Origin of the sequence: Arsukibacterium sp. UBA3155 (assembly GCA_002364615.1) — a bacterium.
Classification (GTDB): domain Bacteria; phylum Pseudomonadota; class Gammaproteobacteria; order Enterobacterales; family Alteromonadaceae; genus Alishewanella.
Map to the genome: position 1 here is coordinate 46929 of DEYP01000025.1, position 13583 is coordinate 60511.

Here is a 13583-nt window from a genome sequence, read left to right on the forward strand (position 1 = left end):
GCAACCCGCAACTTCTGATGGTAAATTAGTGGCGGTTAAGCAGCTGTTCACCACGTCTGAGAATTTATGCTTGGCATTTTTGCTGCTCTATTTATAATCAGTCACTTATAAAAAACACCATCTAAAAGGATTTTCTAACATGCGCTGTAGGATTAATGGATTTTATCTACTTATCACCGTATTGCTGCACATTTTCGTGTTTCAGGTGAGTGCTGAGGAAAACGATTTTGCCTTACACATTCATGTGCGTTATCAGCAAAATGACGATCAATGGCAGGTCATCTATCAATTGCCGATAGCGGTGGATCATGTCGCTTTTAACCGCAACAGCAATTTTGACCGGCGCAATTTATACCAACTTGACCCGACAAAATTTGTCTGGGACAAAGCTGGCGACGTGTTGCTGATCAGAAGCCTAGACGGCAGCAAGTTCACATCACTGGAACTGAGCTTTAGTTCTTACTATGACTTTATCCAGAAAGACTATACCCACAATATAAAATACACCGATGGCAGTACGCTGTTATATACCAACCATCTGACGCTTGGCGCCAATATTATTGAGGACAAAGCCGTAAGTCCTATAGGAGCGTCCTTTAGCGGCACCCAATTCCATTTTTACGCCCCCGGGCAGAACATTATTTTTCTCGGCCAAGCATACTCGGACCAGACCCATTGGACCTTAGAAAATGAAGGCACCTATATCTATTTTGGTAATATAACGCCGATTGAAACGGACAATATGCTGGCTATCGTCGACCCGCAACTGCCGAAATGGGTATGGAACCAGACACTGAAATACTTTCCGCAGCTGTTTGACTACTACCAATCAAAAACGGGCCAGGCGTTGAATTTCAAGCCGGTTGTGTTTTTTAATTACGACCAGCTTGACGGTGACTATTCGAACTACAGTGGCGGCACCTTAGATGGCCTTGTACAGCTAACCATAAACGGCAAGCGCTGGATTGAAGAAAATGACCGGCAGTTCAATACCCTGTTTTATTTCTTAGCGCATGAAGCCGCGCACTTCTGGAACGGCCAAATGTTTACATTTGAAGAGCAACATCACGCCTGGATGCACGAAGGCGGCGCTGATGCTTTTGCCAATTTTGCCATGCTGGAATTCGGCCTTATTGATAACAGCCAAATGATGTTGCGATTCGAACAGGCCGCTAATAACTGCGTGTTAAACAAAGGTACGGAGTCACTGGAGCAAGCTGCTGAATTATGGCGCTATCGGAACTATTACGATTGCGGTGCGGCCATGGCACTGGCCAGCCATCTGGCAATACAGGCAGAATCTCCGGAGAAATCTGTGTTTGATGTTTGGCAAGGGATATTCAAAGCCAATGCAGTAAGCAGGAGCTACAACCAGCAAGATTATTTTGACCAGTTAAGCTTATTAACGGGCTCGGAAACGCTGACACAAGCCCTAGCGCGCTTTAGCCGCGACACTGAGCTTGATAACCAAACAGAAGTGGCAAGCTGGTTTAAGCAGTCTGGCACAACCGTTTCATTATCGGAAGATTACCCAGCTGCGGTAAAACAACATTGGGGCAAGCAAATTGTCTCTGATCTTATGCGGACGCATTGCAATGCCATCAGTATTAGCAGTTATGATGACTATCTAAAAACCTACCCGATAGAATCTTGTAAAGCTTTCGAGAAAAGTTATGAAATCCAATATGTTGGTAACTTCGATATTTACAAAGAGGGTATTGCGGCATATCAGCTGTTTCGCGAAAGCTGCGTGAACAAACGGAGTATCGTGTTAAAAAACAGAGCGAAGCAAACAGAAGCGGAGATTAGCTGTTTAAGCATCCCGCAAAACATCAGCCCTTACATGAAATTGGTAACTACAACTAGTGGCGACTAAAGCCCTGCCATAACCAACTGCTTTATTTTCAGCGCTTTCTCAAAATGGTCCAGGCGGTGGGTTTGGATCCACCACGTCGCCGCTTCCATAAGCAGCTGGGGGTCATCATTTTATTGGCGAGGATTTTTTGTCACAAACGGCAATAATTTTTTGTCTTAAGGCATCGCGCATCGGCGGGTAATTCCTGTGGTTAAAGTGGTCCGCACGGTGTGCCTTGATGAAAAACCATCTGCCATTTTTCACCATCAAAACGCCAGATTGAGCTACGCACCGAGTAACTTGGCTCATTGTCTGCACGTTGTATCGTGGCGCGATAAGTTAGCTGCGCTAGTCCTTCAGCTAAAACCCGGCATGCAAAATCTTGCTGGCTAATAACCGGCGGCGTTTCAGTTGGCAGGCGCTTAAGCACATCGGCTTTACCGAAACACCGGCCGGTAGCAGCAATCTCATAAAAATCATCAGCCAGATAGCGGTTAAGTAGCTCAGCAGATATCCGGGTAGCAGGCTGCACCAGTAGCTGTTCCAGCTGAACTAATTGCTGTTTAAGGATATCGCTATTCACTTTTTAAAAACTCCGCTAAAACCGGTCTAACACTCAATACAGGCCAAGGTGACGTTAGCCCAAAGCCAGGTTGTTTATGCGGATAATAGTACCAAGATTTTGAGACTAGAACCCGCGCTTGAGTAGCAAAGTCAAAAGGCAAGACCTGACCCTGAAGGCTGTGCTGAAGGCTCAGTAATGGTTATAAAGTACGCATGATTATTCATCCTGTGTATGGAACACATAGATTGATAGCAATATTAGATGAACAGGATAAAATTGTAGCAGCAGGCTTTGCTAATCTAAGTGGCGGAAGTAGCGGCGGTAACTATTACATTCGATCTGTGACAATAGCTTCTAATAGAAAATCGGTTAAGGTTTGTACCGCAATTGAGGGACAAGATCCGGTTTGTTATCATATGACATACTAAATTTAACTCACGCACCTTAGTCGGAACAACCTACTAAGGTGCTTTGAGCAATTAAAATTGAAGCAATCACAGCATTTTTTTCAATAGATCATGAAAAAAAGAGGCACACCAACCTTGACTATTAAGAAACCAATTACAACTCTATTTGCCACTTTGTTTATTATGCTTATTGGCTGGTGTTTGTGTACGCTACATTTAACCGAGTTAGCACCCATACAAAATACCCTTAAGCAAGTTGTCGACACCGAACTGGAAGTTACATCTTTAACACCTGCTCTGCCAGCCGACGAAGCAATAGAAGACTACTTTGATATCGCAGTAGCCTTGCATAAATTGGCAATGACCGGGGACGTTAACAGTCAGTTCGAACTTGGTCGTATTTTAAGTGTTTGTACTATTGTAGCTTACGACCGCGAAATCTTGGTAAATAACTTACATATGCTCTATGCGTATGCCGATGAACTGCCTGCCAACGTAATACCGGACTTAGAGCGATTAATGCAAGCGTGTGCACATTTTTATCCTGAGAATTTGGAATTGTTTTTTCCTCAAAATGAGCTCTATTTAAGTCGCTTTGCTAGTGAATCAGATATTTCATGGAGCTTAGGTTTTTACTGGCTCGTTCAGGCCGCACAGGCAGGCCATGAGCAAGCTGTCATCAATATTTTAGGTATCCCTCTGCTGCCACCAATGACCGTGAATATTGATCTCCCTGAAATAAATGCTTTCCTGTCAGAGCAGCTTCAAGCAGGAAACCCTGATATTCTGTCTAGCGTTAGTAGTTGTGTAGATATGGATCAAAGTCAATCCGTAGTATTAATGGAGATAGCCTGCGAGAAAACCTCCCAGTGCCGAATGCTACATCGCTATGAGAGCTCATTGATACTTCAGCTCAATAGCCTTGATCATGTTGAAAATGACATTGAACAGCCTACCCTTATTGGAAGCTTAGAAAATAATATTCGATTTATGGACTTACCCAAAATGATTAATGAATTTAAACTCACTGAGCCCAATTATCAAGAACATAAAGAACAGTTACAGAGTTCCTTGCAAGATGAGCAATTTAGGTCCGATTTAATTGAGAAATGTGCGCAACTTATGCTGCATCGTGCTGATTAGATTAAAATATTTAGCCACACCACACTTCGGGCGAGTTATTGGGGCCAGAACAAAATTAAAGTCAGCTCAGGCTATTTAATTTTGATCTGCCCCTTATATTCAGTAAACAAACGCCAGGTTTACCAGCATGGCAGCTATCAGCATCTTTTGCTTAGTATTAGGTTGGTGGCTTTTACTATGGCAGCGGAACCGTCTTTGGGGTTTGCCTGCAGAATAAAGTGCGGGCCGTTAATTTCTGCGAACGTTATATTGCTATAGGCCTGCTCAAACTGCTGTTTTTTTATTGCCGGCACCAGCCTGTCGTTTGTCGCCGCTATATATACTGCAGGTACATTTGAAGTAAACCCATCATACTTAGCCTTAGCAATTACCCTGAGCCTTGCCTTAAGAACATTGGCAGGAACAGTATTTAACGCAGCCTGAAACAATGTCATTTGCGCGGGTGTGGCGTTTTTACCTAGCATCAACAACCGGTAGACAGCACCAGAAAATGGCAACATGGTTAAATGGCGGATTGGTAAAAACGATGCCAGCAAGGCGATTAGTTTTTTAGGGCCTGACAGGAACGACGCAACAAATATAATGCCTTTTAAATGCGGCACAGGCTGTTGAGACAGGCAGGCGGCAATGCCGCCTGAGAATGATTCGGCAACGAGCACAAAGTCTTCTGTTGGAAGTTGCGCTACTACGTTGGCTGCTAAGGTGCGGTAGTCTTGGGCTCCGTCCGTTGGCAAAGGTAAAACCTGTATTGCCAGGCTATGATCTTGGCCTGCGTGTTCTTGCGCTGTCCCGTTTTGAAAATACTTTACCAATGGTTCAAACAACAGCCCGGTTCCATCCATTCCTGGCAACAGTACCAACTTCAATTTCTATCGCCTTTTAAAGATTACAGTCAGCATGTACGCGCCGATTTTGTTTCAGCAGCCTGCGCCAGGCGCTCCGCGGCTGATGAATAAAACCGCTGCTGTTTTTTTGCCAACCAGAGTAAAGCGGCTACTGAGATAATTACCATGGCGAGGGTAATTACCGAGTCTTCCGGTCCTACCACGCCGCCGGTTAACCAGTTTGGGCCGTGATACACACTTTGCAGTGGCGCCATTGCTTGCCAGTCGTCCAGACCGGATAACGGTAACCCGGTTAGCACCACGGTAAAGTTCCAGGCGGCATGATGCGCCGCCACCACCCAGACATTGCGGACATAAACATACATCACTGTCCAGAGCGCGCCAATTAAGGTGCCGGATATCACGGTAATAATTAGCGCCTGCAGGTCCAACTGGCCGTCAATATTAGCGATATGCAGCAAGGAGAAAATCAGCGATTGCAGCCACAGTGCTGTTACCGTGCCCCACTGGCTTTCCAGTGCCTGAAACAACACCGCCCGGAACACAATTTCTTCAATAACAGCGGCCACCAGAATTACCAGGGCAATATCGGCTAAGCCGCTTTGCCAGCCACGGTAAGCGGTTACTTCGTATACACCTCCAGCAAATAAAAGTGCTGACACCAGGACAATCATCCCAGCGCCGGCCAATAAGCCGACCGCGACCTTGCTAACTGGAAATCGTAACTCGGTAACAGGCCGCTTTTCGCCGTAGCGCACATATACACCGTAGGCCAATAATATAACCAGCAAAATACCCACCCGGCGCAGCAGTGCTGTAGTGGGCTCATCCAGCTGAAACAGCCACTGTAAAGCCGGTAACATCAGCCAGCGGTATGCCATCACCGCCAGCGCGATAATGGTGATCGCCAGTAGCAATTTAGCCAAAACCGCTTTAATAGATAAAATAACCGGCAACGACGACTCCTTAGCTCTGCAAAGAACATGACAACCATACATGGCGTTATGCCGCAACGGGTTTTGGGCTAAGCGCTTGATAACACTAGCAGGCGTGATGTGAAATAAAAAATATTATTAAGTAACAAAAGATGTCTGCAAACTGTTGTAGCTAAGGCAGAACACTGGGAGCAGTGACACCAGGCATTAACCCCAAGCAGGCCGGCCCGCTTAAGCTTTTACCGGGTTCGCTGCGCCCGCGCCCACGACAGTATGCCAGGCTTTTACCTGCCAGTTTGTCACCAGGCCGTTTACTACGTAAGGGTCGGCTTTGGCAAAGGCGGCTGGAATATCCGCACTGTCGCAGCTGAACAGCAACAAGGCGCTGTCTGCTGGCTCGCCCACCGCGCCGCCCAGCTGTAATTCGCCGCGCTCAACGGCTTGCCAGGCCAATGCCAAATGCGCCTGGCGAAATTCAGCCCGGCGCTGTAAATAATCTGGCGCGGTGTCATAGATAAGCAGAAAGTGCATCGGATAACTCCTTTCTTAATCAAAAATATACGGTTTCAGGTCGTCTTTTTATCACCCTAAACGTTGGGGAACATATTACAATAGCTTTCCGGTCGGTTTAGCGTAAATTGAATTTTTTTAAAATAGTAGAGCAACATTTTGATGAGTCTGCACCAGTTTGACGGTAATGCCAGCATTACGGAAGTATCTCCGGGGGTGTATGTTGACCTTAATGGCCACCAGCTTTCACCGAAGCAAGTGCGCGAGGTGGTTACCCCGCACGATTTCACGGTAGCCAATGCCCTGGTGGGTCGCTCCCTGGCAAAGCCTTGGCGCCGTGGTGTGGCAATAGTCCTGGATGGTGTGCTTATCGCTTTACTTACCTCCGGTAGCTTTTTATTCCTGCTACCTGTCGCGGCTTATCTGGCTTATCGTTGCCATTTGCAACATAACAACCGGCGCCGGAATATTGTCATCACCTTCGCACTGTTGTCGTTGTTTTTATTACCACTGATGCAGGTGGAAACCGACGAGCACAGCGACTACAACGTAAAAGAAGGTGTACTAATTACCGCAAGCGCCATTGCGCTTACCAGCACAGACTGCAATGCTGAATGCGCTGATAAGCAGTTAGAGAATATCAGCGAACAGTTACGCGGCAGTAAGCTTACCGACGATGAAATTAACAGCATGATTAAAGACTTGCTTGAGGATTCAATACTGACACCGGCAGAGCAGACGGTGGCACTGAATAAAGCAATGAGCAATATTAAACAGCATCGCCAGCAAGCCGCACAGCAGGCTACCGATAAGTTAATTAAGACAACCACCCAGTCCGAAGCAGACTCTTCCTGGTGGCAAAAGTTAGCCCAATCAGATCACAGTGTTCTTAAATGGCTGCAAGGCATTTTAACTGATTTAGGCATTGGCTTTGGTTGGGCGGTGTTTTATTTCACCCTGTTTATTAGTTGGAATGGTGGCCAGACACTTGGCAAAGCCTGTATGGCGATAAAAGTGGTGCAGCTAAATAACACACCGCTTACGCTGTGGCAGGCATTTGGTCGCCAGGGTGGCTATAGCGCAGGCTTTGCCACAGGATTGCTGGGGTTTATTCAGATATACTGGGATCCAAACCGGCAAGCTATTCAGGATAAAGTAGCCGATACCTTAGTACTTAAAATAAGTACTTAAAATAAGTACTTAAAATAAGTACTGAAAATAAGTACTGAAAATATAAGCTGAATATACCCATTCCTGATACACCGCCTGGGCAATAATCTGGTTTACATTGGCCGCCCGTGTATTTACATTAAAACCCTCTACATTAAATCCCTATACATTAAATACAGTGTTATAAAAATAATAAAAACTGAGGCTACCATGAAACTAAAAATGATCGTCACGGTTGCAAGCATATCTTTACTAAGCGCATGTAACCCTGCAGATACTGCAAAGCAAGCCAATCAAGAAGTGCAAACGCCCATGACAGCAAGTATTAGCGACGCACCGCTATGGTTAGAAGAAGTTGAAGGCGAACAGGCCCTTGCCAAGGTGACCAACTGGAATAAACGCACGCTGGATAAACTTACCAGCGACCCGCGTTTTAGTCAGTATCAGCAAGCGGCGTTAAATATCGTCAATGCCACCGATAAAATCCCCTATGGCACTTACCGTAACGATATGGTGTACAACTTCTGGCAGGATGAAAACCATGTCAGGGGTGTGTTACGCCAAACCAGTCTGGCAGAATACAGCAAAGCGCAACCAGAATGGCAAACGTTGCTGGATATTGATGCCCTCTCTGCCGCCGAAGGTAAAAACTGGGTGTTTAGCGGGACAACCTGCGCAGAAAGCGATTACAACCTGTGCATGGTTTCGCTATCGGATGGCGGCAAAGATGCAGTAGAAATGCGCGAGTGGGATCGCGCCAGTAAAAGCTTTGTTGATAAGGGTTTTTATCTGCCGGAAGCAAAAACAGCCCTAAGCTGGAGCAGCCCCGACAGCCTGCATGTTGGCACCAACTGGGGTGATGGCATGCTAACCGACAGCGGCTACCCCTATGTCATTAAACAACTGCAACGCGGTCAGTCACTGGACGAAGCAGTAACGGTATTTAGTGGCAATAAAACCGATGTCGGGGTATTTCCCTATGCGCTGAAGCATCAGGATCAGCAGTTAAATATGGTAGTGCGCGCCATTACTTTTTACGAGTCTGAGTACTATTGGTTACCGGAAAATGGCGACCCGGTGCAGTTACCTATTCCCAACACGTCCAGTATTAACGGTATTTTTAAAGGGCAACTTATTTTAAGCCTGAAACAAGACTGGACCCCAGATGGCAGTGCCACCAGCTTTAAAAGTGGCGACTTAGTGTCTTTTGATATACAAAACTGGCTGCAGAACAATAAAATTGGTGCCGTGCAATTGGTTTATCAACCGGATGAACGTGCCACGCTGGATGGTGTAGCCATTACCGCCAGCAAACTGGTGCTTAATCTGCTCGAAAACGTAGTTAACAATATCTATGTGTATGACTTCAAAGACAGTAACTGGCAGCACAGCAAGCTGGCCTTACCCGATAACAGCACGATGTCGGTCTCTTCAGCCAATGACGACAGCGACATTATTTTTGTTAATCAGGAAAACTTTGTCTCGCAAGACACCCTGTATCAGGTCAATGTCAGCAACGCTGATATTGTAGCGATTAAATCTACACCGGCCCGGTTTGATGCCGCGGATTTGGTGGTGCAGCAATATTTTGCCAGTTCCACTGACGGTGAAAAAATACCTTATTTTGTGGTGCACAAACAAGGTATTACCCTCGACGGCAGCAACCCTACCCTGCAATACGCCTACGGTGGCTTTGAAGTATCGATGAAGCCCAGCTATTCCGGTATTCTTGGTAAAAACTGGCTGGAACAAGGCGGTGTTTATGTGCTGGCCAATATCCGCGGTGGCGGTGAGTACGGCCCGGCCTGGCATCAGGCAGGGTTAAAAACGAAGCGCCAGGTTATTTTCGACGATATGATTGCGGTAGCAGAAGATATCATTGCCAAAAAAATCACTTCGCCAGAGCATCTGGGGGTAATGGGTGGTTCAAATGGCGGCTTATTAATGGGCGTGATGTATACCCAGCGGCCTGATTTATGGAATGCCGTGGTGTGTCAGGTGCCATTGCTGGATATGTTGCGTTATCACACCCTGCTGGCCGGCGCTTCATGGGTAGGTGAGTTTGGCAGCCCGGATATTCCGGAAGAGCGCGCTTTTCTGGAAAAGATATCGCCGTTACATAATATTGATCCTCAGGGCGAGTATCCAGCCATATTCTTCGTAACCTCCACCAAAGATGACCGGGTGCATCCGGCCCACGCCAGAAAAATGGCTTACATGTTAGAGCAGTATGGCCACAATTTTGAATACTATGAGAACATTGATGGCGGCCACTCGGCAGCGGCAAATCTGCAGGAAACTGCTAAAAGATCGGCGCTTGAGTACACCTTTTTAAGTCAGCAGTTAATGAAGTAATTATTAACTGAATTTCTGCTCCTCAGTACTGAAAAAAGGAGGGTTACAGCGCGGTTGTAACCCTCCTTTTTATTAAGTCACCTAATAAAGGTGGAGCGTTTCATTCTAAGAGTTACCCAGCACAAGCTGCATAACACGAGCAGGAGTGAATTTAGTTAGTCGCGTCATCAATATCGTCGCCCAACTCTTCAGCTCCTTCCTCTATCTCATACCATGCTGACGCAGTGGCTTCCTTGGTGTTCTCCCAGGCGCTTTCACTTACGCGCTTGGTTTCCTGCCAGGTCTTTTGCAGCGAAGCACTGGTTTGGTTCCACCAGTCCTGGCTGTACTCCGGTTGTTGTTTTAACTGGTCCTGGGTCATTTCCAGATGAACTTCATACTCCACATTAGTGAAACCCTTTTTGCCGGACTCTGGCACAACGGTAAAAGCACCACGGTGAACGACGACTTCTCTGCCGCCAAGCCCCAGTATTTCGCCAGTTTCAATAACTAATGAATGTACGGACATACCGTTACCCATCAGGATATTCTCGACCTCACCTATTTCTTTACCCGTGCTGTCGAAAACATCAGCATCTTCAAGTTTGTCCATGGAATATAAACCCTCTGCCGCGAATGCAGAACCAGCCATTAAACTGGCAATAAGTGCAGGAAGGGCGAGTTTTTGAATATATTTCATAGTTTTCTCCTTTAATGGAAAAATGTGCATGAATGCCCCGGAAAAGAGCGGGCATTCACCGGGTTCAATATATAAGGAGCAAAACTCATACCAAATTAGCTAGCAGTAAGTTAGTCACCGGCCTGGTGAACCCAATCCATTACTAGCTCAACCCATTCGACATGCGGCAGATAGAAGGCACCATGCAACTTGCCGGTAGCAATTTTGAGCTCTTTAAACGACTGCGGCTGCTCGGTCAGCTCTGAAAGTGACTGGCAACTCGTTGCCAGGGTATCGCTGGACTCGTAGACCGAAAGCACATGGCCGGTTAGTCGCAGTTGGCTTGGCATTGAACCGTGAGAGCAAGCCGCCAGCAGTACAAAGCGAATAAAACAAAAAACCAGGTCTTCATCGACTGCTCCTTGTAGATGCTTCTGGTTTACATTTATTGCGCTAATGTGTGCAGGGTTCTTTCGATAAATCTGATAAGCGCCTGCTCTGCGACGTATGGCTGCACGTTATTGACATTAAAGTTTTCATAAATGCTTCTGATTTGTTCATCTTTGCTGATGTCGCTGGCCGCCATGTTATCATCGTTAAGCGCCTTTACTCTGGCTACCCAGGCTGCGGTGTTTTTTCTGAATAACGCTAATTCTTCTTTACTTGCGGGCTCGCCGTGCCCTGGAATAACAACTGCCGAGCTATCGCCCAGCGCCTCAATGCCTGCCACGGCAAGGTTAAACCCAGCCAGACCGCCAGACCAGAATGAAGGAATGGCTTTACCTCTGGTTTCATAGATGTCGCCGACAAAAATGCTATTGCTTTGCTTGTGATAGAACACCTGATCGTTACTGGTGTGGGAACTGAAGCGTAGCGCCTGAAGCTCATCAAAATTGTCGACATTGTCGATAAGCGCGCAGCCTTTGGACTGAAAATAATCGTTTCCGCTTGTATGGTCAGGATGACCATGGGTATTTAACACAAAGCATGTTGCATGTGGAAACGTATCAGCGACAAATTGGCGTAATTGTTCCAGATTAGCGCTTCCTGCGGCCGGATCAATTAACACCACACCCTGATCTGTATTTATTAAACCAATATTTGTCCATGAATTTGAAAACCGCAACACATAAGCCTGGTCAGACAATTTATTTATCAGCTTGTTTTCTGATGCAGCCAGGGTTTGCGGACTATATAAATAAGTTGCAGCAAAAAGCAGCAGTGCAGCAACAGCGTTACAGGTTAGCTTGTTCATAATCATTTCCTCGCAGCGATAGCCGCCAGCTAATTTGCAATCAGTGAAAAATCTAGCACGAATTGGCGGTAAATCATCGTAAACGCTGCTCAGTTTTGTAACAGAATCTTACATTCCAGAATTCACTGCACCCTTGAATTTTACACAAAGCCTATGATATTAATCGAAATACTCCAATGATTTATATTTACGATTGGCTACTCAAACCAGAAATTGCTGGTTTATCACTTAAATCAATTCACCGCCGAGGGAACGAACTGTATAAGCGGCTAAACATAATGAAAAAATCAGTTGTTCGCACCATGCTTGCTTTGTCAGCTTTATTTATGATACTTGCCGGATATCTATGGCTGACCTTTGCCAGCCCCTATGGTTATCACCCCAGGGGCGAACTACCGGCGATTGACGATAACGCCCGTTATTCAGTATTTGTTTATGGCACGCTTAAGCAACCCTGGGTGCGCTATCTGGTAATGGGCCGTGCCGGCACTGGTAACCCCGCCACCCTGCCCGGCTATCAGAAAGAAGCGCTGAATATAACGCCTGCCCCCGGCGCGGTTACCAAAGGTCTGGTTATTACCGTAAGTGGCACCGAGCTTAGGGCGCTGGACCGATATGAGCGGCTGGGTGTGCGTTATGAGCGGGTAGAATTACCGCTTGAAAGTGGTGAGACAGTCTGGGTTTACCAACTTATGGACCCACTGGTGCAGGAGCTGACAGACGAGCTTGCCAATTAAAACGGCAGGCGCGCTGGCTATCCCCGCTGCGATCGGGATGTTAATCCCAGAGTCAGGCCGGTAGTAAATAAGCCGGCTTCCAGCATAGCGCTGATAACACCAGCTGCATCGAAACCTTGCGCTGTGCTGAAGCCCTGTGCCGGACTAAAGCCATCCATCGCCAGCAAGCCAGCGGCGGCGGCATCCGGAAACTCTGTCGCCAGTTGCGCCAGACTGCCTGCCAGCAACACCCCACCGCCAACACTGATTAGCAACCCAGCCAGCAGACCGGGCACTGCTGCCATAACCACAGTAAGGTAGTTAAAACGCTGCGGGCTGGCAGAGCGACGGGCAGTTAATAGTAACCAGTAACTTATGCTTGCCGCCAGGCCAATTATTAACCCCTCGGTGGCACCGGTAATATGCGCCGGGCTGCGCCCCAGAAATAACAAAAAGGTTTCCTGCAGCAATAAGCTGACAAAGGCACCGATTAATAAACCCGCGGCGCCTCCACCGAGTAACAGATAGCTGAGTTTTTTGATCCGCAGCTGCTTTTGCTGCTGCCCCGACGGCTGGATCAGCCACATTTTCGCCAACGCCAGGCCGGATGCCACCGCCGCTCCGGCCAGTATTGCAATCAGCGTGGTAACCGTAAGCATCACCAGCAGCACCGAAAGCGCCTGGCTGCCGGTTGCCAGCGCCTGTGCTGCGCCAAACAGCCCATACAGCCCACCGCCAATCAGCCCGGCTACAGCAGCACCCAATGCCCCCTGCCCGGTTAAATGCCAAAGCAGCTGGCGCCGGTCTGGCTTAACAGGCGGTTTTTCGACTGCTGCAGCTGGGCTTGAGCAGCTTACCGCGGCAATAAAGCGATAACCATGTTTAGGTACCGTTTCGATAAAACGAGGCGCAGCTGCACTGTCTTGCAATTGCCGCCGTAAACTGCGAATGCACTGGGTGAGCGCTTCGTCACTTACCACCGTGCCCTGCCATACTTCATCAAAAAACTGCTGTTTGCTGATTAGCTTGCCCGAATCCTGCACCAGTAATACTAACGCATCCAGATAACGGGCATTCAGCTCCAGCTGCCGGCTACCACACAACAACTGTCGCTGTGCCGGATCCAAAACAAAATCGGCAAAATAATAACGCTGTGCCGTCATAAGGCA

Annotated in this window: 14 protein-coding genes; 5 read left to right on the plus strand and 9 right to left on the minus strand. The window is 47.3% G+C overall.

The genetic code is table 11. The features are described 5' to 3' along the window. The first annotated feature begins 139 nt into the window (after positions 1-139). Entirely contained in the window at positions 140-1876 is a 1737-nt protein-coding gene (locus B2X65_RS12150; RefSeq protein ID WP_290612836.1) for a hypothetical protein, read from the plus strand. Here the strand turns inward: B2X65_RS12150 and B2X65_RS17810 are convergent. Both B2X65_RS17810 and B2X65_RS12155 read right to left on the minus strand, forming a co-directional pair. Beyond that, complete coding sequence (locus tag B2X65_RS17810) at positions 1873-1965, minus strand: DUF6500 family protein (RefSeq protein ID WP_349678712.1); 93 nt, start codon at positions 1963-1965, stop codon at positions 1873-1875. The genes B2X65_RS12150 and B2X65_RS17810 overlap by 4 nt on opposite strands. Before the next feature lie 101 nt (positions 1966-2066). Continuing rightward, complete coding sequence (locus B2X65_RS12155; RefSeq protein ID WP_290612838.1) at positions 2067-2438, minus strand: DUF4440 domain-containing protein; 372 nt, start codon at positions 2436-2438, stop codon at positions 2067-2069. Positions 2439-2938: 500 nt separating this feature from the next. Here B2X65_RS12155 and B2X65_RS12160 point away from each other — a divergent pair, with 500 nt between their 5' ends. Then, a complete protein-coding gene (locus tag B2X65_RS12160; protein WP_290612840.1) occupies positions 2939-3970 on the plus strand; it encodes a hypothetical protein in 1032 nt (343 codons plus the stop codon). A gap of 137 nt (positions 3971-4107) precedes the next feature. Here the strand turns inward: B2X65_RS12160 and B2X65_RS12165 are convergent, their stop codons facing one another. From B2X65_RS12165 to B2X65_RS12175, 3 genes are all read right to left on the minus strand, one after another. Then, positions 4108-4836 carry an alpha/beta fold hydrolase gene (locus B2X65_RS12165; protein WP_290612842.1) on the minus strand — a complete coding sequence of 243 codons (729 nt, stop codon included), beginning with the start codon at positions 4834-4836 and terminating at the stop codon, positions 4108-4110. Between the two features lie 26 nt (positions 4837-4862). Continuing rightward, positions 4863-5771 carry a CPBP family intramembrane glutamic endopeptidase gene (locus tag B2X65_RS12170; RefSeq protein WP_290612844.1) on the minus strand — a complete coding sequence of 303 codons (909 nt, stop codon included), beginning with the start codon at positions 5769-5771 and terminating at the stop codon, positions 4863-4865. 210 nt (positions 5772-5981) lie between these two features. Next, positions 5982-6281, minus strand: coding sequence for a YciI-like protein (locus tag B2X65_RS12175; RefSeq protein ID WP_290612845.1), 300 nt, complete (start codon positions 6279-6281; stop codon positions 5982-5984). A 141-nt stretch (positions 6282-6422) separates the two neighbouring features. Between B2X65_RS12175 and B2X65_RS12180 the strand changes: the two genes are divergently transcribed. Both B2X65_RS12180 and B2X65_RS12185 read left to right on the plus strand, forming a co-directional pair. After that, complete coding sequence (locus B2X65_RS12180) at positions 6423-7451, plus strand: RDD family protein (RefSeq protein WP_290612846.1); 1029 nt, start codon at positions 6423-6425, stop codon at positions 7449-7451. Between the two features lie 201 nt (positions 7452-7652). After that, a complete protein-coding gene (locus B2X65_RS12185) occupies positions 7653-9785 on the plus strand; it encodes a prolyl oligopeptidase family serine peptidase (protein WP_290613519.1) in 2133 nt (710 codons plus the stop codon). A 151-nt stretch (positions 9786-9936) separates the two neighbouring features. Here the strand turns inward: B2X65_RS12185 and B2X65_RS12190 are convergent, their stop codons facing one another. The 3 genes from B2X65_RS12190 to B2X65_RS12200 all read right to left on the minus strand — a co-directional run bounded on the left by B2X65_RS12190 (position 9937) and on the right by B2X65_RS12200 (position 11698). Next, positions 9937-10464, minus strand: coding sequence for a PRC-barrel domain-containing protein (locus B2X65_RS12190; protein WP_290612848.1), 528 nt, complete (start codon positions 10462-10464; stop codon positions 9937-9939). Positions 10465-10574: 110 nt separating this feature from the next. Further along, positions 10575-10793, minus strand: a complete 219-nt coding sequence (locus B2X65_RS12195; RefSeq protein WP_290612850.1) for a hypothetical protein — start codon at positions 10791-10793, stop codon at positions 10575-10577. Between the two features lie 95 nt (positions 10794-10888). Continuing rightward, positions 10889-11698, minus strand: a complete 810-nt coding sequence (locus B2X65_RS12200) for an MBL fold metallo-hydrolase (RefSeq protein ID WP_290612852.1) — start codon at positions 11696-11698, stop codon at positions 10889-10891. Positions 11699-11976: 278 nt separating this feature from the next. Between B2X65_RS12200 and B2X65_RS12205 the strand changes: the two genes are divergently transcribed. After that, complete coding sequence (locus B2X65_RS12205; RefSeq protein WP_290612853.1) at positions 11977-12435, plus strand: gamma-glutamylcyclotransferase family protein; 459 nt, start codon at positions 11977-11979, stop codon at positions 12433-12435. Between the two features lie 17 nt (positions 12436-12452). Here the strand turns inward: B2X65_RS12205 and B2X65_RS12210 are convergent, their stop codons facing one another. Next, a complete protein-coding gene (locus B2X65_RS12210) occupies positions 12453-13577 on the minus strand; it encodes a winged helix-turn-helix domain-containing protein (protein WP_290612855.1) in 1125 nt (374 codons plus the stop codon). Between the last annotated feature and the right edge of the window lie 6 nt (positions 13578-13583).